We start from the raw sequence: 21749 nt of genomic DNA on the forward strand, positions 1-21749 counted from the left end.
CGGTCGGGATATCGTACGGATCCTCCTTTACGCCCTGCCCAGAGCGGGTATATCCGCGTAGACTCCGCGCGTGGCCAAGGTGACTCGGGATGATGTGGCGCGGCTGGCAGGGACTTCCACTGCCGTGGTCAGCTATGTCATCAACAACGGACCCCGGCCGGTCGCCCCGGCCACGCGCGAGCGTGTCCTCGCCGCGATCAAGGAACTGGGGTACCGGCCCGACCGGGTGGCCCAGGCCATGGCCTCCCGGCGCACGGACCTCATAGGCCTGATCATCCCGGACGCGCGCCAGTCCTTCTTCGGGGAGATGGCGCACGCGGTCGAACAGGCCGCCTCCGAGCGCGGAAAGATGGTCCTCGTCGGCAACACGGACTACGTGGGCGAGCGCGAGGTCCACTACCTGCGGGCGTTCCTGGGGATGCGGGTCTCGGGCCTGATCCTCGTCAGCAACGCGCTCAACGACCTGGCCGCCGCCGAGATCGAGGCCTGGGACGCCCGGGTGGTGCTGCTGCACGCGCGGCCCGAGGGCATCGACGACGTCGCCGTGGTGACCGACGACCTGGGCGGCGCCCGGCTCGCCGTGCGCCACCTGCTGGAGCACGGCCACGAGTACGTCGCCTGTATGGGCGGCACAGCGCAGACCCCGGAGGTCGGCGACCCCGTCTCCGACCACGTCGAGGGCTGGCGGAGCGCCATGGCCGAGGCCGGGATCTCCACCGAGGGCCGCCTCTTCGAGGCCCTCTACAGCCGCTACGACGCCTACCAGGCCGCCCTGAAGATCCTCTCCGGCCCCGACCGCCCGCCGGCGATCTTCTGCTCCACCGACGACCAGGCGATCGGCCTGCTGCGCGCGGCGCGCGAGCTGCGCATCGACGTCCCCGGCGAGCTGGCGGTGGCCGGCTTCGACGACATCAAGGAGGCGGCGCTGGCCGACCCGCCCCTGACGACGATCGCCTCCGACCGCTCGGCGATGGCCCGGGCCGCGGTGGACCTCGTCCTCGACGACGGGCTGCGGGTCGCGGGGGCGCGGCGGGAGCGGCTGAAGGTGTTCCCCTCGCGGCTGGTGGTCCGCCAGTCCTGCGGCTGCGCGTAGCCCGCCGGGGCCCTGCGGGGGCGTCTTTATATCGGGCATACGAGGTTCTGTCGGGCTTCTCAGCAAGCACTCAGGAAGCTCTCATGGTCGGGCGCCAAGCTCGGTTCCATGACCGAGAGCTTCCACCGCAGTGGCGAGTACGAGAACCCTTACGAGGGTCAGCAGCAGGCCCCGGTGAACCCCGAGTGGCCGCCCCCGCCGGCGTACGCCCCGGCGCATGCTCCGCATTCGAAGAAGCGCAACCGCGGCCCCGTCGCCCTGATCGCCGCCGTGGCGATCGTCGCGGCGGCGATCGGCGGCGGCACCGCCTACGGCATCCAGGAGCTGACCGGCCACGACACCGTCGCCTCCAGCTCGACCAGCACCAACGTGGTGCCGTCCAGCCAGAAGGGCACGGTCGCCGGGGTCGCGAAGGCGGTCAGCCCCAGCATCGTCGAGATCAACGCCGACTCCAACGCCGGGTCCTCCACCGGCTCGGGCGTGATCATCACGAGCGACGGCGAGATCATCACCAACAACCACGTCATATCCGGCGCCTCGCAGATCAAGGTGACCACCAGCGACGGCAGGTCGTACACCGCGAAGGTCGTCGGCACCGACAGCAAGAAGGACCTGGCGCTGATCAAGCTGGAGAACGCCTCCGGCCTGAAGGCGGCGACGCTCGGCGACTCCGCCGGTGTCCAGGTCGGCGACCAGGTCGTGGCGATCGGCTCCCCCGAGGGGCTGTCCGGCACCGTGACCAGCGGCATCATCTCGGCCCTGAACCGTGACGTCACCGTCCCGACCGACCAGGACCAGGGCCAGCAGCAGTTCCAGCAGGGCGACGGGTGGCCGTTCGAGTTCGGCGGCCGGCAGTTCAACGGCGACACCGGCTCCGACACGACGACGTACAAGGCGCTCCAGACCGACGCGTCCCTCAACCCGGGCAACTCCGGCGGCGCGCTGATCGACATGAACGGCAACATCATCGGGATCAACTCCGCGATGTACTCGCCGGCGGGCGCCGCCTCCTCGTCCTCCGACGCGGGCAGCGTCGGCCTGGGCTTCGCCATCCCGATCAACACCGTCAAGGCCGACCTCGCCAAGCTGCGGGCCGGCTCCACCGACTGAGTCCCACCCGACCGAGTCCCGTCCACCGAGGAGTACGGCGATGATCCAGCAGGTTGCGCACACGGAGCCCGGCACCGACCCGGCGGGGGTCGCGCTGGCCCTGGCGGTGGCGTACGCACTGCACGCGCCGGCGGGCCGGGCGCCCGAGGTGGCGCCCGCCGCGGCCCGGTCCGGCCGCGGGGCCGCCGAGCCGACCGCCGAGCGGGCCGCCACGCGGACCGCGGCCGGCAAGCGTGCCGCCCACCGGCGCCGGGCCGCCCGGCGCCGCACCGTACGGGGCTGACACCGCTCCCGGCACCGCCCGCCGCCGTGCGAGGCTGAGAGCGTCAGACCACCCCTGCCCTTCCACACCCGAGGACCCCGACCCATGAGCCCCGCAGACGGCGACCGTGACCCCCAGCGCATCCTGATCGTCGACGACGAGCCGGCGGTACGCGAAGCACTCCAGCGCAGCCTCGCCTTCGAGGGGTACGGCACGGAGGTCGCCGTCGACGGCGCGGACGCCCTGGAGAAGGCCGCGGCCTACCGCCCCGACCTGGTCGTCCTCGACATCCAGATGCCCCGCATGGACGGCCTGACGGCAGCGCGCCGCATCCGCGCCACCGGCGACACGACACCCATCCTCATGCTCACGGCCCGCGACACGGTCGGCGACCGCGTCACCGGCCTCGACGCCGGCGCCGACGACTACCTGGTCAAGCCCTTCGAACTCGACGAACTCTTCGCCCGCATCCGCGCCCTGCTGCGCCGCAGCTCCTACGCGGCGGCCGTGGGCGCGGGCGGCGCGGGCGACGACGACGCCCTCACCTTCGCCGACCTGCGCATGGACCTCACCACGCGCGAGGTCACCCGGGGCGGCCGCCAGGTGGAACTGACCCGCACGGAGTTCACGCTCCTGGAGATGTTCATGGCCCACCCGCGCCAGGTCCTGACCCGCGAGCAGATCCTCAAGGCGGTCTGGGGCTTCGACTTCGAGCCGTCGTCGAACTCCCTGGACGTGTACGTGATGTACCTGCGGCGCAAGACCGAGGCGGGCGGCGAACCCCGGCTCGTGCACACCGTGCGGGGCGTGGGCTACGTGTTGCGGCAGGGCGGCGCGGAGTGAACAAGGTGGTACGCCGCTTCCGCTCGCTGCCGATCCGGTCGCGCCTGGCGCTGCTGGTGGCGGCGGCGGTGGCGTTCGCCGTGGCGGCGGTGTCGGTGACCTGCTGGTTCATCGTGCAGGGGAAGCTGTACGACCAGGTGGACGGGGATCTGAGGTCGTCCTACCGGACCATCCAGGAGGACGACTTCGAGGCGCTGGTCAAGACGTGCCCCCAGACGCCGTCCAGCACGCTCGGCGGCGCTCCTCGCCCGCAGACGTACGCGCAGCTGGTGCGGGTCGACGGCAGGGTCTGCCTGTTCAGCAACCTCATGCCGCAGGTGAAGGTCACGAGCACCGACAAGGCCGTGGCGCGGAACCCCGACCCCAGGACGGCCCAGCTGCGCAACGGCAAGGACAGCGACGGCAACTCGGTGCGCGTACTGACCACGGCGGTCATCGTCAAGGACGGCCCGTTCGACCAGGGTGTCGCAGCCGACTACGCGCTGGTCATCGCGGTCCCCCTCAAGGGCACGGAGTCCACGCTCAACGAACTGGCGCTGATCCTGCTGCTGGTGTCGGGCATCGGGGTGGTGGGCGCGGGGGCGGCCGGTCTGACGGTGGCCAGGGCGGGACTGCGCCCGGTCGACAAACTGACGGAAGCGGTCGAGCACGTGGCCCGCACGGAGGACCTGGACGTCCGTATCCCCGTCGACGACGACAGCGACGACGAGGTGGCCCGCCTGTCCCGCTCGTTCAACTCGATGACGTCGGCCCTGGCCAGCTCCCGCGAACTCCAGCAGCAACTCATCGCGGACGCCGGCCACGAGCTGCGTACGCCGCTGACGTCGTTGCGTACCAACATCGAGCTCCTCACCCGCAGCGAGGAGACGGGCCGTCCCATCCCCGAGGCGGACCGCAAGGCGCTGCTCGCGTCGGTGAAGGCGCAGATGACGGAGCTGGCCGCGCTCATCGGCGACCTCCAGGAACTGTCCCGGCCGGACACGGGCCAGCACGCGGGCCGGACCCAGATCGTCGCCTGGCACGACACGGTCGAGTCGGCGCTGCGGCGGGCCCGGCTGCGCGGCCCGGAACTGACGATCACGGCGGACGTCGAGCCCTGGTTCGTCCGCGCGGAGCCCTCCGCGCTGGAACGGGCGGTGGTGAACATTCTGGACAACGCCGTGAAGTTCAGCCCCGAGGGCGGCACAGTCGACGTACGGCTGTCCGAGGGTGTCCTCACGGTCCGCGACCACGGCCCGGGCATCCCCGCCGACGAACTCCCCCACGTCTTCGACCGCTTCTGGCGCTCCCCGAGCGCGCGGGCACTGCCGGGCTCGGGGCTGGGGTTGTCGATCGTGGCACGGACGGTGCAGCAGGCCGGGGGTGAGGTGTCCTTGTCCCCGGCGGAGGGCGGCGGCACGGTGGCGACGGTACGCCTGCCGGGGGCGGCGGTACCTCCGCCGGAGGAACCGCCTACTGCGTGACGTAGGCGAGGAACGACGCCCAGGGGTTCGGGCCGAACACGAGTATCGGGCCGTGGGGCTGCTTGCTGTCTCGGACCGGGACTGTGCCGGGGCAGTTGTCGGCGACTTCCAGGCAGTTCGAAGCTCCCCCGTCGCTGTAGGAGGACTTGCGCCACGCCGCGGTCATGAGGTCAGGGGTTCGGTTCATGGTCTGCACTCCTCCAGAAGGCGCTTCATGAACGCCGTCGACTCAGCCGGGGTCAGCGCCGCGTCCCGGACGAGATCGTAGGACAAACGGAAGCGCAGCACCTTGTCCGGATCCTGGCTGCCAGAAGAGCCAGAGGTGACTGTCCATGAGGTCGTGCACGCCCGCCGTGAAGGGGAGCACCTGGATGACGACGTTGGGCAGCTCCGCCGCGTCCACCAGATGTGACAACTGCTCTGACCACACCTTCGCGTTGGGCACCGGCCGCCGAAGCGCACCCTCGTTCAGGATCACCCGCACGTTCGGTGCCGGGTCGCGAGTCAGCAACTCCTGCCTTCCCATGCGCGCGGCCACCTGTTCCTCGAGATCATCGCCGTTGCCAGCTGTTGTCTGAGCTCCGGACAACCCTGACAACACCGTGCGGGCGTAGCCCTCGGTCTGCAAGAGACCCGGCACCCTGAGCTAACTGTCCAGGTCCTCCATGACCGTCCGCTTGGAGAGCCGGTCCCCCTTCTCCAGGCGGCTCAGGTAGCTCTTGTCGTAGCCGGTGTCCTCGGCCAGCTGGCCGAGCGACTTGCCCGCCTGCTCCCGCAGGAACCTCAGCGTCCGGCCGAGTGCGGCACGCCCCGACTCTTCCTGTTCGTCCACGACTCGTTCTCCGCTCCTAGCTGTCAATGTCCTGTCATACCCGTCGGTAGCGCGAACTCCCGCTCGTGGTCTGACATCTTCATCACCGTCACAGAACCGCAAGCAGGAGTGAGCCCCCCACATGCGTCTCACACGCAAGTCAACTCTTAAGAAGTACGGCGTAGTTGTCGCTTCCACCGCCCTCGCGATAACCGGTCTGCTGGCCGGCGCGGGGACCGCCACCGCCGGGCCCGCCGGGGCCACGAACATCCGGGGTGTCGACCCCGGTGACACCGACCGGATGATCGAGCGGCTGTGCAGCCAGGAGACGAGCCTGACCGGCGTCTACGGCGCGCTGAACGTCGACACCGGCGAGTTCAAGACCCGCGACGAGTACCTGCGGGACGTCTTCGGGCTGTGGAAGCCCGCCGGGCCGTGGGAGCTGTTCCGCGGCTGGTGCGGGTACGCCGAGGCCTCCACCTGGTCGATCAAGGGCGACACCGTCCGCACGTCCCGGTGGATCGGCAACAAGGGGTCCGCCGACGACAAGGAGACCTTCGTCAGCAGCTACAGCACCAAGACGTTCGCCAAGAAGAGCGTCGGCGGCACCATCAGCCTCTCCCTCGCCAAGAGCATCTTCTCGGGCACCGTCGGCGGCAGCGCCGGCTACGAGTGGGGCTGGGAGAAGGAGTCCCGGTTCGAGACCCGCAGCGAGAAGACCATCCCGCCCTGCCGGCAGGTCGCCGTGACCTGGACGCCGTACCAGCGGGTCGTGCGCGTCAACCCCGTCTTCCACGTCGAGGACTACCAGTGGAACAAGGGCGACGGCGACCGGACCGTGCACAGCTGGCGTGACCGGGGCTACCAGACGATCTACTCCCACGGGTACTACATCGACGGCATCTCCGACAAGCTCCTCCCCAACGGCCAGCCCGACGGCCGCGAGGACAAGATCGAGGAGAAGCTCGACCCCAAGTCCTGCACCTCGTAAGGAACATACGCACGGCACGGCAACCTTTCCGTGCGGGGCGGCGACCCACTCCCGGATCATCCCCCCGCACGGAACGGATTCGCCGCATGAGTGAGCTGCGCAGCACCCCCAGGCACCGCAGAAGCCGCACAGCCCTGGCGGCCGGGGTCCCCCTGGCCCTGGCCGCCGCCGGCACCCTCGCCTACGGCGCCGACCTCGGAGCCCTCGGGCTCACCGCACAGCGGGCCTCCGCCGCCGCCCCCTCCTGGGCCGCCGACACCGCCGACGGGTTCGCCTCCGTCAACTCCCTCGGGCAGAACGGGACGTACGGCGGGCGCGGCGGCCAGGTCGTCACCGTGAGGACGCAGGCCGAGCTGGAGAAGTACGCCACCGCGACCCAGCCGTACGTCATCGTCGTCGCCGGGGCGATCACCATGAACCCGGTCGGCAAAGAGATCAAGGTGCAGTCCGACAAGACCATCGTCGGGGCCGGGACCTCGGGGCACATCGTCGGTGGTGGGTTCTTCCTCGGTTCCGGGGTCCACAACGTGATCATCCGGAATCTGACCATCCGGGACTCGTACCAGGGGATCTGGAACGACAAGGACCATGATTTCGACGCCATCCAGATGGACGGCGCCCACCATGTGTGGATCGACCACAACGACCTGCGGCACATGGCCGACGGGCTCATCGACGTCCGCAAGGACAGCACGAACGTCACCGTCTCCTGGAACAAGCTGAGCGACAACAACAAGACGTTCGGCATCGGCTGGACCGAGAACGTCAAGACCGACATCACGATCCACCACAACTGGATCCGCGAGACCGAGCAGCGCAACCCGTCCACCGACAACGCCGCCCACGCGCACCTCTACAACAACTTCCTGGAGGACGTCCCGGGCACGGACATCTGGTCCTCGTACGGCAACTACGCGCGCGGCGCGACCAAGATGGTTCTGGAGAACTCCTACTTCCAGGGCGTCAAGAACCCGGTCATCAAGGACAGCGGGGCCGCCGTCGTGCAGCGCGGCAGCGTCTTCTCCGGGACCAGCGGGCGTAACGAGAGCGGCGGCACCGCCTTCGATCCGAAGGCGTACTACCCCTACAGCCTCGACAAGGCCGCCGATGTGCCGGGGCTGCTCAAGTCGGGGACGGGGCCCCGCGCCTCCATAGGGACGACGGCCGGTACCAAGGCCGCGGCCGCCACCACCCTCACCGTCGCCCAGGACGGCTCCGGCCAGTACCGCACCGTGCAGGCCGCCGTGAACGCCGTACCGGCGAACAACCCGTCGCGGGTCGTGATCGCCGTCAAGCCGGGGACGTACCGGGAGACCGTGAAGGTCCCCTCCAACAAGCCGCACGTCACCATCCAGGGCACCGGCGGCAGCCGCAAGGACACGACGATCGTCTACAACAACGCCGCCGGTACGCCGAAGCCCGGCGGCGGCACGTACGGCACGAGCGGCAGCGCCACCGTCGCCGTCGAGGCCGACGACTTCCAGGCCCGCAACCTGACCATCTCCAACGACTTCGACGAGAAGGCCAACCAGGGCCTCAGCGGGCAGCAGGCCGTCGCCCTGCGCACCGCCGCCGACAAGGTGTTCCTCGACAGGATCATCGTCAGCGGCGACCAGGACACGCTGCTCCTCGACACGGCGGCCAAGGACCGGCTGGGCCGGGTGTACGTCAGCGACTCCTACGTCATCGGCAACGTCGACTTCATCTTCGGGCGGGCCACGGCCGTCGTCGACAGGTCCGTCATCACGCTGAAGAAGCGCTGGAACGGCGCCTCGGGCGGTTACGTCACCGCCCCGAGCACGGCCGCGAACCGCAAGGGCATCCTGATCGCCAACTCCACCGTGAACGGGGACGTCTCGGCCGGCAGCTTCCACCTCGGCCGGCCCTGGCACGCGGGCGGGGACGCTTCCCTCGACCCGCAGACCACCGTCCGCAACACCAACCTGAGCGCCGCGATCAAGTCCACGCCGTGGACCGACATGAGCGGCTTCTCGTGGAAGGACGACCGGTTCGCCGAGTACAAGAACAGCGGTGCGGGCGCCGGTTCGGCGAGCGCGAACCGGCCGCACCTGACCGATGCGCAGGCCGCCGACCAGGAGGTCGCGGACTGGCTCGCGGGCTGGACGCCTTCGGCGTCCTGACGGCTCCCTTCCGGGTTCGGCTGACAAGCGGCGCCGAACCCGGAAGGGCCACCATCCTTACTGGTTCCAGGCGTAGTGCAGCCGGTCCAGGCCGCTCTGGTTGTTCACCTTCAGGCTGAGGTTCGTGCCCGTGCCCTGGAGGGTGGTGAGGGAGTAGGTGTCGCCGTTGCGCAGGCCGGGCCAGTAGACCGAGCCCAGGCCCAGCTCCCGGATGATGTCCGTCGCGGCCTGTATGTAGGCGACCTCGTTGGAGCCGTTGACCGGGCCGTTGTAGTCCAGGCCGGTGGTCATGGAGGCGCCGAACTCGTCGAGGATCGTGCGCGAGGCGCAGTCGCCGATACGTGCCTTGAAGTCCTGCTTCCACTGGTCGACGCTGGTCCAGTCGGTGTGCCAGAAGCCGTAGTTGTGCAGGGCCAGGCGGGTGCCCTTCAGGCGCGGGTCGGCGCACACCGGCTTGACGTCCTCGCTGTACTTGTACCCGCCGATCAGGACCCGGTCGCGGGGCACGTTGTTGTGGGTGGTCACCCACTTCGCGGCGATGTCCGTCCACTGCTGCGCGGTGTAGCCGAACGGCTCGTTCATCGGCTCGAAGTACACCTTGGAGTTGCGGGCGTAGGAGGAGGTGATCCGCGCCCACATCTGGTCCCAGGACGCCTGGTTGTCGATCTTGCCGTCCTTGGCGTTGTCGGCCTCCCAGTAGCCCAGGATGACCTTGAAGCCCTTGGCGGTGGCGGCGTCGATCGCGCCCCGGTACGACTTCCAGAACGGGCCGTTCACCGAGGTCGGGTTGACCGGGAGGCGGACCGTGTTGGCGCCGAGCTTGGCGAAGCCGCCGATGATCGCCTGCGACTTGGCGTAGGTGGTGGCGTAGCTGTCGGACGTGGACAGGCCCGAGGGCACGACCGCGTCGTCGGCGTAGTTGTCGCGCGGGTCGGCCCAGTTGACGCCCTTGAAGTCGCTGACGGGCGGCGGTGCGCTGGGCGAGGCGGCTGCGGGGGTGGCGAGGGCCCCGCCGAATGCCGTGGCGCAGGCGAGCAGCGCCCCCAGGCCGGCTGTCCCCCGATGAGTCTTTCGTGACACGACATCCCCTTCTGAGCAGTTGCGTGCGCGAGAACTCGCGTACAGATCGGCGGCTCGTTGGCTCCCGCAAACTAGAAGAGGCCTCGAACAGAGGTCAACACATCTGCACATCAAATTTCATCAAGAACGCAGGCGCTGCCGACGGCAGCTCACCGCCCCACCGTCAGCCCCGACCCCGACACCCGCACCCGGATGCCGTCCTCCTCCACCCGTACGTCCCGCAGCCGCACCTCGCCCTGCTCCGGCTCCGGCAGTTCGAACGCCAGTGACAGCCGGTCGGCCAGGACCGGGCGGGTCAGGCCGGACAGGGAGTCGAGGAGGGCGGGGTCGAGACCGAGGCGGCGGAGCACCTCGGGGTTGTCCAGGGCCAGGTCGATGAGGTTGAGGCGCTGGGCCTGGCGGGCGAAGCGCGGGGAGCCGGTCAGCTCGGCGAGCTTGCCGTCGTCGGCCAGGGCCTCGCGGACCGTCGCCTCGGGCACGCCCATGCGCCGCACGATGGCCGGGACCGACAGCAGCGCCTTGGCCTTGCGGGTCTCCCGGGCCAGATCGGCGGACCCCTTGGGCGTCAGGTGCAGGCCTTCCGAGGGGCGGGTGCCGGGGCGGTAGGTGGCCAGGTCCCCGATGTCCAGGCGCATTCCGCCGATCTCCGTCGTGATGCCCCGCTCGCCCTGCCGCTGGATCCGGGCCTCGGCCCGCAGCCGCAGGTTGTGCCCGGCGACCGGCAGGGTGCCGCGGGCCCGTACCCGGTCGCGACCCTCGCCGGTGAACGTCACCTGGGAGGCGCCGAGTTCGCGGTTGAGATCAGCGAAGGAGAGCACGACCTCGCCCTCGAACCGGGGGACGTGGGCGCCGCGCACGGACGTGAGGCCGTCGGCGTCCAGCCGGATGTCATGGGCCGTGGCCGACACCTTCGCCAGCGAGACCCGGTCGGCGGCGACGTCCGGGACGGTCACCTTCACCGAGTCCAGCCGCTTGTCGGCGAGCTGGGTGAGGAAGGGGAACCCGCCGATCTCCACCTCGGGCGCCGCCGCCAGGTCGAGGCGGTCCTTGAGGGTGTCGGCGGCCCGGTGCTCGGCGTACAGCAGGGCCCAGCGGTCGCCGAGCGCGGTGAACGCGGCGAGCACGGCCAGGCCCACCACCGCCTTCACCGCGAGCGGCAGTCCGGCGAAACGATTCTTCCTTCGACGGCCGCCCCGGCGGTGCACCGGCGGGGCCCAGGCGTCCTCGGCGTCCTCGTCGGAGCCCTGGGAGTCCCAGGACTCCTTCCGGAACTCCTCCAGGGGGGTCTCCTCCAGAGGCCCGTCGTCGAGGGCGGCGAGTTCCTCGTACGGGTTCGGACGCGGATGCGCATCAGAGTGGTGGGGGGTACGCATCGATCCATCCGATCATGCGCACGACCCCCACCCCAACCTGTACCCCAGGTATGCGACTTACTTCACGACCGTGATCCGGTCGGCCTTCGGCGGTGCGATCGGGCTGCCGGCCGAGGAGTTGGCCGTCAGGTACTGCTCCAGCGCGGTCAGGTCGTCGGCGCCGACGACGTCGTTCGTGCCCTGGCCGAGCGTCGGGAAGCCGTCGCCGCCGCCCGCGAGGAAGCTGTTGGTCGCGACGCGGTAGGTGGCGGCCGGGTCGATGGCCTTGCCGTCCAGCCTGATCGAGTCGGTGACGACCCGGTCGGCGCCGGACTTGGTGAGGTCCAGCGTGTACGTCAGACCGGCGGAGACCTGGAGGACCTTCGGCGACGCCGCGTTCGGGCCGGACACCTGCTCCTTGAGCACCTGGATCAGCTGGGCGCCCGTGAAGTCCTGGAGGTTCACGGTGTTGGCGAACGGCTGGACCGTGAAGCCCTCGGCGTACGTCACGACGCCGTCGCCCTCACCGGCCTTGGCCGCGTACGTCAGCGGTGCCCGGATGCCGCCGGGGTTCATCAGCGCCAGGTCGGTCTCCGGATCCAGCTGCTTGCCGTGGGCGAGCTGGGCGTCGGCGATGAGGTCGCCGAGCGGGGACTCGGTGCCGGTGTTGCCGATGTCGCCGGAGATGTAGCCGATCGGGCGGTTGCCGATGGGCGCGGCGAGGGTGTTCCACTTGCTGATCAGCTCGGTCATGTCGGGCGCCTTGGGGACGTCCCGGGTGACCACGTGGTTCGCCGACTTCACGGCCGTACGGGCGATGTCGCCGGTCAGACGGTCGTACGTCAGCGTCGTGTCCGTGTAGAGACGGCCGAAGGACGCGGCCGAGGTGACCATGCGGGGCTTGCCCGCCGGGTCGTTGATCGTGCACACGTACGGGGCGTGGGTGTGACCCGTCACCAGCGCGTCCACCTGCGGCGTGATGTTCTTGGCGATGTCGACGATCGGGCCGGACACGCCGTCGCCCGCGCCCGGGGAGTCGCAGTCGTAGTTGTACGACGTCGAGGCCGGGAAGCCGCCCTCGTGGATCAGGGCGACGATCGACTTCACGCCCTGCCTCTGCAGCACCTTGGCGTACTTGTTGATCGTCTCGACCTCGTCCTTGAAGACCAGGCCCTTGACGCCCTCGGCGGAGACGATGTCCGGGGTGCCCTCCAGGGTCACGCCGATGAAGCCGACCTTGACGTCCTTCTTCTTCCACACCCAGTAGGGCTTGAGGATCGGCTTGTTCGTCTTCTCGTCGAGGACGTTGGCCGCGAGGTAGGGGAAGTCGGCGCCCTCGAACTCCTCGTCCGTGTAGCAGCCGTCCTTGGGGTGGCAGCCGCCGTTCTGGAGGCGGGCCAGCTCCTTGGCGCCCTCGTCGAACTCGTGGTTGCCGACCGAGGTGACGTCGAGGTCGAGCTTGTTCAGCGCCTCGATGGTCGGCTCGTCGTGGAAGAGGCCGGAGATCAGCGGGGAGGCGCCGACCATGTCGCCGCCGGCGGCGGTGATGGAGTACTTCTCGCCCGCGCGCGCCTGCCGCAGATGCGTGGCGAGGTACTCGACACCACCCGCGTCGATGGTCTTCGTCGTGCCGTCGTGCTGGTGCTCGGTGACCCGGCCGGACGAGCCCGCCGGCGGCTCCAGGTTGCCGTGCAGGTCGTTGAAGGACAGCAGCTGCACGTCCTGGTAGCGGCCCGGCCAGTGCCCGCTCTCGCGGCGGTCCTCGCCGGCGGTCGCCGCCCCCGGCAGCGCCGCCGCGGCCAGCGCGCCGACGGTGACGACACCGGCGGCAAGAGCGACGAAACGGTACGTACGGCGTCTCCGGCGCTCCGGATGCGCCGCGGAAGTGGCTGACATACGCCCCCCTGTGGGTCTGCTGGGACAGTGAAGTCGTCCGGCGCAGCCTAGAGTCAACGCGCGTAGCGCGACAGGTCCTTCGTGGTTACACCTTGGTTGCTTCTTTGCCGCCGATTTGCCGGTGGCTCCCCGTACCCTCGTACGCATGACCAGCGACGACACCGTACGGCCCGGCCGCCCCCGCTCGATCGAGACCCTTGCCGCGCTCTCCGCGGAGCAGACCGAGGCCGTGTTCGGACTGCTCGCCGAGGCGGCCCGGACCGACGGGCAGCAGGCGGTGTCCGAACAGGGCCGGTTGCAGCTGCGCGGCGGGGAGCGCGCGGGCGTGGCCCATCTGCTGCTCACCGTCCACGGCGAACTCGTGGGCTACGCCCAGCTGGAGGACACCGACCCGGTGGAGCCGCCGGCCGCCGAGCTGGTCGTCCACCCCGGGCACCGCGGGCACGGACACGGGCGGGCGCTCGGAGCCGCGCTGCTGGCCGCCTCCGGCAAGCGCCTGCGGGTATGGGCACACGGCGGCCACTCCGCCGCCCGGCACCTCGCCCAGGTCCTGGGACTGACCCTCTTCCGCGAACTGCGCCAGATGCGCCGCTCGTTGACCGACTTCGACGCCCCCGAGCCGGTGCTGCCGCCGGGCGTCACCGTCCGCACCTTCGTCCCCGGCCAGGACGACGCGGCCTGGCTCGCGGTCAACGCCGCCGCCTTCGCTCACCACCCCGAGCAGGGCTCCCTCACCCAGCGCGACCTCGACGACCGCAAGGCCGAGCCGTGGTTCGACCCCGCGGGTTTCTTCCTCGCCTTCCGCGGCGACGAACTCGTCGGCTTCCACTGGACCAAGGTGCACGCCGAGGAGGGCCTCGGCGAGGTCTACGTCCTCGGCGTCGGCCCCGGCGCCCAGGGCGGCGGCCTCGGCAAGGCCCTGACGACGATCGGCCTGCGGCATCTGGCGGGGCGGGGGCTGCCGACCGCGATGCTGTACGTCGACGCCGACAACAAGGCGGCGGTGTCGGTGTACGAGCGGCTGGGGTTCGTGACGCACGAGGTGGATCTGATGTACCGCACGGAGACGTGAGAATTGCCGGGTCTTCACACCATCGAATGAAAGGGGTCGGAGCCCCGGCGCACGCCGCTGTAATGTGACTACAGTGTGACCATGGCAGACAACACGACCATTCAGGTGTCCCGGCAGGCCCGTGATCATCTCGCGCAGGTGGCCAAGGAGCGCGGGGTGACTCTGGGGCAGCTGGTGGAGCAGTTGGCGGCGGAGCAGCTCACTGCCGCCCAGATCGCCGAACGCGTGGCCGCGACGAGGAAGGTGCTGCGCGAGCGCATGGGCTGCACGCTGACGGACGAGGAGTTCGACGAGGGGCCCGACGTACTGGCCAACATCTACGCGATGGCCGCGGAGAAGATGCACAACCTGCGAGGCAAGGCCGCGTGATCATCCTCGACACGAGCGCGGTGATCGCGCTCACCCAGGGGCACCGCGCCCTGCACCACCTCGCCGACAACGTCGCCCGCACGCCGGGGGCCTGGCTGCACATCCCGGCTCTGTGCCTGATGTACGCCGAGTCCACGGAGAAGGGCGTCGCCGGTGATGTTCTCGCCCTGCCCGGCGTCATGGTCGACCCTCTCAACCAGACCGGGGCCGCGACGGTCGGCGCGATGTTCAGGGACGGCTGGGGCGGCCCTGACATCTGCCACGCCCTCTACGTCGCGACGCCGCACCTGGAGACCGGCGGCATGTCGATCATCCTGACGGGCCGGGAGGACGAGTACCCGCCCGGCATCCTCACCGTCGACATCGACTCCCCCGGCATGCTCGGCTTCACCTGACCTGTCACGCGTCGCTTTCGGGGACCCGCCCGCCACGGCTCACCGCGATGCGCAGCGTGTCCCCGAGTGACTCCACCGCCCTGACCAGCGCGAAACGCACGGCGCGTTCACCGGCCCTGGGGTCGTGGAGTACGGCCTTGGAGCCGGCGAGCACCTGCTCCGCGGAGGCCAGTTGAGCGGCCTCGATGTCGTCGGCGAGCCGGGAGAGCAGGCTGTGCGGGTCGTCGGTGCTGAGGTAACAGGGCTTGCCGTCGGCGCCGGTCCAGGGGAGCAGCCTCATGCGGGGGCCTCTCGGGCGGGGAAACAGGGTGTGACGAGCGGTGATTACCGTTCGTGCCTCGATCGTCACTGATCGCGCGTACGCTGCGGAAGGGGTTCGGTGTTGTCTGACGCGCAGGCAACGGGGAGGAGTGACGTGGGCGGGAAGGTTGACGCTGAGCCGGTTTCCGGGCGGGCGATGCTGGGGCAGACGCTCAAGGTCCTGCGGGAGAAGGCCGGGAAGTCACTGGGGCAGTTGGCCGACGAGACCGGCTACGAGAAGAGCTATCTGAGCCGGCTGGAGTCGGGCGAGCGGCTGTCCAAGGTGACGGTCATGGAGGACCTGGACGCGTACTACGGCACGGGTGACCTGCTGTTGAGCCACTGGAAGGCGGCTCGGCTGGATGCGTTCAAGGATCAGTACAAGGAGTACATGAAGCTGGAGGCGTCGGCTCGGATCATGTGGGTGTTCTCGCTGGGGATTCCAGGACTTCTCCAGACCGAGGACTTCGCCCGAGAGGTGTTGTCCGGGGCTCAGACAACGGCCGACGGGGACGAGGCCGTCGAGGAGCAGGTGGCGGCCCGGCTCAGACGTCAGTACCTGCTGCGACAGAAGCCGGAGCCCGAGGTCCGGATCATCGTGGACGAGTTCGCGTTTCGACGCCCCGCTGCCCGGGGCAAGACCTGGCAGGACCAGCTTCTTCATCTTGAGGCCGCCGCGCTGTGGCCCAACTTGACGCTCCAAGTACTGCCGTTCTCGGCGGGCGCGCACCACCATATGAACGGGTCCTTGGTGCTGCTCTGGCAGAGGGATGGGAGTGCTGTTGCCTACACGGAAGGCAACAGCAGCGGACGCCTGATCGAGGATCCGGACGAGGTTCTTCGGGAGCGATCGTCCTACGATCGGCTTCGCGACCTGGCGTTGTCCCCGTCGGACTCGCTCGCGTTCATCAAGGACGTACTGAAGGAGCACAGATCATGACGAACACCCCCGAACTCACCACCGCTGTGTGGCGCAAGTCGTCCTACAGCGACGGGGGAGCCAACAACTGCCTCGAGGTCGCCGACAACTGCCCCGGCACAGTCCCGGTCCGCGACAGCAAGCAGCCCCAGGGCCCGATACTCGTGTTCGGCGCGACCTCGTGGACGTCGTTCCTGGCGGACGTCAGGAGTCGATGACACCGGCGTCGGACGGCAACTGTCGGGGCCGCCCGCTTCTTTGCCAGTGTCGTGCTTCCACGGCCTGCATCAAGGGCGCTTCGCGTCGGCTCCGCCGCGAGCGAGCGGCCCGGGAAAGCGGGGTCCCAGGCCAGCCGTCCCCCCAGGTGGGTCAAGAGGCTGGCCTGGGTCGCGGGACGCGGTCGCGCCTCGCCAGCACGCCGGCACGCCGGGTGCGCTTAGCGGCGAGCGGTAAGTGGGTGGGGGTGGGGTGGCGAGTGGAGCGTTTGGGTCAGGGACCGGGCAGGGACCATGAGGTTGCGGGCAGGAGTGGGGGCCCAAGTGCTCCACTGGCTGCTAGCCTCGATCTTGCATGAGGGTCCGTCAGCTTGCTGACGGACCCTTTCTGCTACTTCAGAGCGGGGATTTCTGTTTGCGGCAGGCTGATGGCCCGTCTGTCGCGCCGGGTGGGCGCCGGGTTCCACGGCTCCGGTCGGGTAGTGCTGCTCGTGGGGGCGGGGAGGTGCCGGTCAGCCGGGGTTCGGCAGGGCCGCGAGCCGTTGCAGGCGTCGGTGGTCAGACCGGTCCAGGGCCAGTGTCTGGCGAGGCGGAGGATGCGGCAGCGTCCGGTGGTGACGAGTTGAGCGGCCGCGGAGAACAGCCGCAGCCGCAGGCGGCGGGGCTCCCATCGGCGGGCTTGGCCGGTCAGCGCGAGCATCGGCATCCAGGCCAGCAGGTCCAGGGCGATCTGGACGATCTCCAGCCAGACCTGGTTCTGTGCGGTCATGAAGGGGCAGGTTGCGCAGGCCGGTGGCCCGCGCGGCACGGATGCGGTCCTCCGCCCTGGCCCGCTGGCGGTGCCGCAGCTCCAGCGGGCGCATGCCGTCGGCATCGGTGAGACGCAAGTGGGCCCTGGGATGAGGCCGATCCTTCCGCACGATCAGCCGCATCCCCTTGGGCCAGCCCTTGAGACAGTCGCCGTCGAGCTCGGCCGCCCAGGCGCCGTCGCGGACCTCGCCGTCCGTCTCGACGGCCGGCGTCCGGGCCGATGCCGGGACCTTCAGAACGGCCTGGTGGATGGCATCGGTGATGGTCATGCCGACCGAGTAGGACAGCCACCGGCCGCGGGCGGCGAGCCAGTCGACGACCTCTTGGGTGCCCCGCCCGAGTCGGTGGGGATCAGCGTCCGCCGTCCGCGCCGGTACCTCTTCGGCAGCTGTGCCAGGGCGAGCCGGGCGGCTTCGATGTGGTCGGCCGCGGTGTTGCTGCCCGCGTTCCCGGGCCGCAGCAGAGCAGCCACCGGCTCCCCGGACCCGCCCCGGCCGTGGTCGACAAACCGCATCAGCGGATGGTGCCCGAAGGCCTTCTTCCAGGTCGCTGCCGCATCCTGCTCCTCCGAATGCGCGATCACCAGCACCCCGTCCAGGTCCACGACCACCTGCCCGCCCGCGTCCGGCGCCGCCTCCCCGGCCAACGTCCACACATGTTCGCGGACTTCAGCGCGGGCTTGCCGCAGTGCGGTCAGCGCGCGCTTCCCACCCGATGCCAGCGCGTCGATCAGCCGGGAGACCGTCGGATCGGAGGCCACCAGCCCGAACACCGACGGCTCGGCCCGCAGCATGCCCACGTCCGCCAGGCAGTCTCCGCGCGACCGCGAGCGCCATATCCAGCAGGACCTTGCCCGGATCATGCACCGCCCGCGGTTTGCGCCACGGTGCCGGCGCCGCCGATATCGCTTGATCCAGACCGGTCTTGCGGATCGTCTCCACCAGCAGCACACCGCTGGCCTGGGAGACCACCCCGCGCCCACCGCCTTCGGTACGGACACGCGGGTAGGACCCGAGACGCTTCATCACCTGGAGAGTGCTTCTTCCATGCGACGACCTGGACCCTAGGCAAGTCCCACCGTTGCAGGTCAGGAGCACTCTCCGCGTTTCCGATCACCCACCGGACGCCATGCCGCGTGAAAGCGCGAGGCTAACTACCGCACCGCCACGGAGTTCACGAGCGCCAGCCGACACGTCAAGATCACGAGGGCGGGCTCCATGCTGTATATTCACCATGTCCACAACAAGTGGAAGAAAGCGCCTACAAAGGTTGGTTTCGTGCGATCAGGCATACGCGCAGCTGTCATTGGAGCAACCGCAATCGCGTCGCTTGGCATTGGCGCTCTTCCGGCCTCGGCCGCAGTGACGTCATGCCCCAACGACGGCTACATCACCCGTGGGGACCGCTGCACCACCCTCTCTAACGGGTACCTCTCGATCCACCTCGCCAATAGCGGCACCTACGTCCACGTGGGCTATTACCGCAAGAGCGGCGGCAGCCTCACAGGCAAGCTTGGCTGGGAGCGGGGCGGAACGAACCACTGGTCTAGCTCGATCAACATGTCCAAGACTCCTTTCCACTACGATGAGTCCTGGTCGGCCAGCAAGAGTTGCAGTGCGACTTACGGCAAGCTCTATGCCAGCGGCCAAACGTACGCGACGCCTCCGGCATACAACTGCTAGCCCAACCAGCACTCGCAAGGGCCCGCGCCTCCCCACCTGAGGTGCGGGCCCTCACCGCATCCCGTAGGAGAGGGCTTCGTGATACGAGCCGTCTTTCAAGACCATCTGGCTTTCCTGGCTCTTGCCATTGCCATCACTCTGCTCGCCGGAGTAGCCACCTACCTACTGTTCTCACGGCGCACCAACCGCACTCAAGCAGCCCTTTACGGACTTTGGGCATCCTCTACAGTCGGTCCACTGACTCTGACGACATGGGCGGGCAGTGGCCTAGCAACGGGCGAGTGCACCATAAACCCGGATGTGCTTGAAGCCTTCACCGGCACACAAGGGCAGCTCAACGTACTGCTACTGATGCCATTCGGCCTCTTCGCCGCTCTGGCCACCAGAAGACCACTGTTTTCCGCGGCTACCGGCATCGTCTTCATCGCAACTGTGGAGACCTCACAGGCTGTCGCCCCCTTCATCAGCCGGCTATGTGATAGCGATGACCTGGCCACCAATACTGCTGGCGTCCTTATGGGCACTATTATGGGCGCCGTCATCTGCCGCCGCATACACAGCACCCAATCGATGAGCAAGACCACGGTGCAGCGCACCACCGCGATCGGTGCTACCACAGTCGTTCTTATCACAGCGGCTTGGGCGACAGTCATCCACCCAGTACGCGCCGTCCTGCCCACCAAGGTTCCAGAAGCCACCGCGGCCCAGGTCCAAGCTCTTGACGGCGCTCTCAACAAGGCGTTCGAAGGGACTCATCGAATCAGCAAGGCTGACTTCCTGGAAACATCTGGTGGCAAAGGCACAGTCACCGCTCAACTCCACGGAGGGTTCGCAGAAATAACCTGGCCGGATCGTGAACAATTCACCGCCCATTTCACCCCGACCTATCACGGGGAAGGCACCTATGCCTACAAGGTCCCTGATGTAAGCCGCCCCACCCATACCGCGCAGGAAGCGGAGCGCGTCGCCACTCAATACGCCTCCCAGTACGCCCCATGGGCCCTTCGCCGCTCCAAGGTCACTGTACGGGCCATCGACGAGAAGGCCAATATTGGCTGGATCGTCGAATGGCGCAGGTGGCGAGGAGAGGTGCTGATGCCCATGCGTCTCGACATTGTGATCGAACCATCAGGCGGCATGACTGACCTAATGGTGCGACACATCAACGATCCGGAACTCCCGCAAGCTCGTATCAGCGAAGCTGAAGCATGGAAAAGGTTCGAGACCCGCTTCAAGCTCAAGCCTAGCGACGGCAAACGAGAAGAACCCATCTACCTGGCCGAGCGCCGCGACGGTCAATGGCGTATCCATTGGCGCCTCTCCTTCCAGGACAGGAACACCCTGCACTCGGCCGTTGTGGACGCCACTGATGGAAGCATCCACCGCAACTCTTCCGAAGTGATTTCGCAGCCCCAGTAAGCGAGTATTAGCTGGCCCATGCGTAACATGATCACTTCGGATCGCGGCAGCAGGAGAGTCGCTTCAGCGTCATGCGGAGCCTGCCCACGTGAAATGCCGCGCGGTCGCGGCCTTTTCAGCGGTGCCGCTCCAGGGTGAGGACAGCCTTGGTGAGTGACGTCATGCGGCTCGGGCTGCACCGGGCGTGACGGAAGATTCGCCAGCGCTTCAGGCGGGCGATGCCTCTTTCGTGATGGGCCGCGACGGAGTCGGGGCCCATTTCGTTGTCGGTGGCCGGAGGCGGGCAGGCCGAGGACCCGGGTGTCGTCTCAGCTGGACGACGGGTTCCACTGCGGGGCTGGATCCTCTTCTCGTAGGGACAGGGAAGTCCGCTGGTCAGCCGGGGTTCGGCAGGAGTGCGAGCCGTTCGAGGGCGTCTGTGATCTCGCGGGTCCAGGGCCAGTGGTGGGCGAGACGGAGGATGCGGCGCCGACCGGTGTGACGAGCTGGCCGGCCGCAGAGAACAGGTGGAACCGCAGACGGCGCGGTTCCCAGAGCCTTGCCTGGCTGGTAAGGGCGAGCATGGGCATCCAGGCCAGCAGGTCGAGAGAGCAATCTGGACGATCTCCAGCCAGACCCTGTTCTGCGCGGTGTCGTGCAGGGGGAGGTTGCGCATGCCGGTCGAACGTGCGGCCCGTATGCGGTCCTCCGCGCGGGCCCGCAGCCGGTGACGAAGCTCGAGGTCGGCGATCGGCCGGTCGGGGGTGTTGGTGACGAAGCAGGTGATCCGCATGCCGTCCGCATCCGTGATCCTCAACTGGGCTCCGGGGTGCGGCCGTTCTTTGCGGACGATCAGCCGCAGGCCCTTCGGCCACCCGATGAGGATGTCGCCGGTGAGCTCGGCGACCCAGGTCCTGTCACGGACTTCGCCGCTGTCTCGACGGCCGGTGTCCAGGCCGATGCGGGGATCTTCAGGACGTGCTGGTGAATGGCCTCGGTGATCACCATGCCGACTGAGTAGGACAGCCAGCGTCCGCGCTGGGCGAGCCAGGCCACGAACTCATGGGTGCCGCCGCCGGAGTCGCAGCGGATAAGCGTTTGTCGTCGCCGCCGGTACCTCTTGGGTAGTTGGGCCAGGGCGAGGCGGGCGGTGGTGATGTGGTCGGCGGCCGTGTTCGAGCCCGCGTTGCCGGGGCGCAGGAGAGCGGCGACGAGTTCGCCGGTTCCTCCCGGGCCGTGGTCGACGAACCCCATGAGCGTGTGGTGGCCGTAGGTCTTCTTCCAGGTCGGGGCGGCGTCCTGTTTGTCCGAGTGCGCGACGACCAGCACCCCGTCCAGGTCCACGATCACAGCCCGTCGGCATCAGGAACCTGGTCACCGGCCAACTCCCAGACAGTTCTGCGGACTCGGAACGTGCGGTGGGGATCGCGGTCAGCGCCTTCTCGCCCGAAGCGGCGAGGGTGTCGATCAACCGGGAGACCGTCGGATCGGAGGCGATCAGCCCGAACACGGCCGGCACCGGGCGGCCCCGACAGTTCGTTCCTGGC

19 protein-coding genes and 4 pseudogenes are annotated in these 21749 nt (G+C 68.9%); 14 read left to right on the forward strand and 9 right to left on the reverse strand.

Annotated elements, in window-relative coordinates; translation table 11 throughout:
* Positions 1-70 precede the first annotated feature (70 nt).
* The 5 genes from IE255_RS31190 (at position 71) to IE255_RS31210 (ending at position 4771) form a co-directional block, all read left to right on the forward strand.
* Positions 71-1093, forward strand: coding sequence for a LacI family DNA-binding transcriptional regulator (locus IE255_RS31190; RefSeq protein ID WP_190053734.1), 1023 nt, complete (start codon positions 71-73; stop codon positions 1091-1093).
* Positions 1094-1201: 108 nt separating this feature from the next.
* Complete coding sequence (locus IE255_RS31195; RefSeq protein WP_190053735.1) at positions 1202-2203, forward strand: S1C family serine protease; 1002 nt, start codon at positions 1202-1204, stop codon at positions 2201-2203.
* Positions 2204-2243: 40 nt separating this feature from the next.
* Positions 2244-2486: a hypothetical protein gene (locus IE255_RS31200; protein WP_190053736.1), complete on the forward strand. Its 243-nt coding sequence runs from the start codon at positions 2244-2246 to the stop codon at positions 2484-2486.
* Between the two features lie 84 nt (positions 2487-2570).
* A complete protein-coding gene (locus tag IE255_RS31205) occupies positions 2571-3308 on the forward strand; it encodes a response regulator transcription factor (protein ID WP_190053737.1) in 738 nt (245 codons plus the stop codon).
* Positions 3305-4771 carry a sensor histidine kinase gene (locus IE255_RS31210; RefSeq protein ID WP_190053738.1) on the forward strand — a complete coding sequence of 489 codons (1467 nt, stop codon included), beginning with the start codon at positions 3305-3307 and terminating at the stop codon, positions 4769-4771. The genes IE255_RS31205 and IE255_RS31210 overlap by 4 nt, the downstream gene beginning before the upstream one ends.
* Here the strand turns inward: IE255_RS31210 and IE255_RS31215 are convergent.
* Positions 4761-4958 (reverse strand): DUF397 domain-containing protein, encoded by a 198-nt coding sequence (locus IE255_RS31215; RefSeq protein WP_190053739.1) that lies wholly within the window; start codon positions 4956-4958, stop codon positions 4761-4763. The two genes, IE255_RS31210 and IE255_RS31215, sit on opposite strands and share 11 nt — an antisense overlap.
* Positions 4955-5630 (reverse strand): annotated as a pseudogene (locus IE255_RS31220) (helix-turn-helix domain-containing protein). The gene IE255_RS31215 and the pseudogene IE255_RS31220 overlap by 4 nt, the downstream one beginning before the upstream one ends.
* A 94-nt stretch (positions 5631-5724) precedes the next feature.
* Between IE255_RS31220 and IE255_RS31225 the strand changes: the two are divergent.
* Entirely contained in the window at positions 5725-6573 is an 849-nt protein-coding gene (locus IE255_RS31225) for a hypothetical protein (RefSeq protein WP_190053740.1), read from the forward strand.
* Between the two features lie 86 nt (positions 6574-6659).
* On the forward strand, positions 6660-8714 hold the full coding sequence (locus tag IE255_RS31230; protein WP_190053741.1) for a pectinesterase family protein: 2055 nt from the start codon (positions 6660-6662) through the stop codon (positions 8712-8714).
* Between the two features lie 57 nt (positions 8715-8771).
* Here the strand turns inward: IE255_RS31230 and IE255_RS31235 are convergent, their stop codons facing one another.
* From IE255_RS31235 to IE255_RS31245, 3 genes are all read right to left on the reverse strand, one after another.
* Positions 8772-9794, reverse strand: a complete 1023-nt coding sequence (locus IE255_RS31235) for a glycoside hydrolase family 5 protein (RefSeq protein ID WP_190053742.1) — start codon at positions 9792-9794, stop codon at positions 8772-8774.
* Positions 9795-9943: 149 nt separating this feature from the next.
* Positions 9944-11167, reverse strand: coding sequence for an LmeA family phospholipid-binding protein (locus IE255_RS31240; RefSeq protein ID WP_190053743.1), 1224 nt, complete (start codon positions 11165-11167; stop codon positions 9944-9946).
* Positions 11168-11224: 57 nt separating this feature from the next.
* Positions 11225-13042, reverse strand: coding sequence for a bifunctional metallophosphatase/5'-nucleotidase (locus tag IE255_RS31245; protein WP_190053744.1), 1818 nt, complete (start codon positions 13040-13042; stop codon positions 11225-11227).
* 145 nt (positions 13043-13187) lie between these two features.
* Between IE255_RS31245 and mshD the strand changes: the two genes are divergently transcribed.
* From mshD to IE255_RS31260, 3 genes are all read left to right on the forward strand, one after another.
* On the forward strand, positions 13188-14114 hold the full coding sequence (gene mshD / locus IE255_RS31250; protein ID WP_190053745.1) for a mycothiol synthase: 927 nt from the start codon (positions 13188-13190) through the stop codon (positions 14112-14114).
* Positions 14115-14195: 81 nt separating this feature from the next.
* Entirely contained in the window at positions 14196-14483 is a 288-nt protein-coding gene (locus tag IE255_RS31255; RefSeq protein WP_190053746.1) for a hypothetical protein, read from the forward strand.
* Positions 14480-14878 carry a PIN domain-containing protein gene (locus tag IE255_RS31260; protein ID WP_190053747.1) on the forward strand — a complete coding sequence of 133 codons (399 nt, stop codon included), beginning with the start codon at positions 14480-14482 and terminating at the stop codon, positions 14876-14878. The genes IE255_RS31255 and IE255_RS31260 overlap by 4 nt, the downstream gene beginning before the upstream one ends.
* A 4-nt stretch (positions 14879-14882) precedes the next feature.
* Here IE255_RS31260 and IE255_RS31265 read toward each other — a convergent pair whose 3' ends face one another.
* Positions 14883-15158: a hypothetical protein gene (locus IE255_RS31265; RefSeq protein ID WP_190053748.1), complete on the reverse strand. Its 276-nt coding sequence runs from the start codon at positions 15156-15158 to the stop codon at positions 14883-14885.
* 177 nt (positions 15159-15335) lie between these two features.
* Here IE255_RS31265 and IE255_RS31270 point away from each other — a divergent pair, with 177 nt between their 5' ends.
* Entirely contained in the window at positions 15336-16118 is a 783-nt protein-coding gene (locus tag IE255_RS31270) for a helix-turn-helix domain-containing protein (protein ID WP_190053803.1), read from the forward strand.
* Positions 16115-16315, forward strand: a complete 201-nt coding sequence (locus IE255_RS31275; protein WP_190053749.1) for a DUF397 domain-containing protein — start codon at positions 16115-16117, stop codon at positions 16313-16315. The genes IE255_RS31270 and IE255_RS31275 overlap by 4 nt, the downstream gene beginning before the upstream one ends.
* A 509-nt stretch (positions 16316-16824) precedes the next feature.
* Here IE255_RS31275 and IE255_RS31280 read toward each other — a convergent pair.
* A pseudogene (locus IE255_RS31280) lies at positions 16825-18147 on the reverse strand (IS1380 family transposase).
* A gap of 192 nt (positions 18148-18339) precedes the next feature.
* On the opposite strand from IE255_RS31280, the gene IE255_RS31285 reads away from it, so the two are divergent.
* Positions 18340-18804, forward strand: a complete 465-nt coding sequence (locus IE255_RS31285; protein ID WP_190053750.1) for a hypothetical protein — start codon at positions 18340-18342, stop codon at positions 18802-18804.
* A 78-nt stretch (positions 18805-18882) separates the two neighbouring features.
* Positions 18883-20223 (forward strand): VanZ family protein, encoded by a 1341-nt coding sequence (locus IE255_RS31290; protein ID WP_190053751.1) that lies wholly within the window; start codon positions 18883-18885, stop codon positions 20221-20223.
* Positions 20224-20338: 115 nt separating this feature from the next.
* Here IE255_RS31290 and IE255_RS31295 read toward each other — a convergent pair.
* Positions 20339-20452: pseudogene (locus tag IE255_RS31295) on the reverse strand (IS5/IS1182 family transposase); the annotation flags it as partial.
* A gap of 146 nt (positions 20453-20598) precedes the next feature.
* Positions 20599-21727, reverse strand: a pseudogene (locus IE255_RS31300) (IS1380 family transposase); the annotation flags it as partial.
* Positions 21728-21749 lie beyond the last annotated feature (22 nt).

The organism is Streptomyces lomondensis, from assembly GCF_014651035.1.
Classification (GTDB): domain Bacteria; phylum Actinomycetota; class Actinomycetes; order Streptomycetales; family Streptomycetaceae; genus Streptomyces; species Streptomyces lomondensis.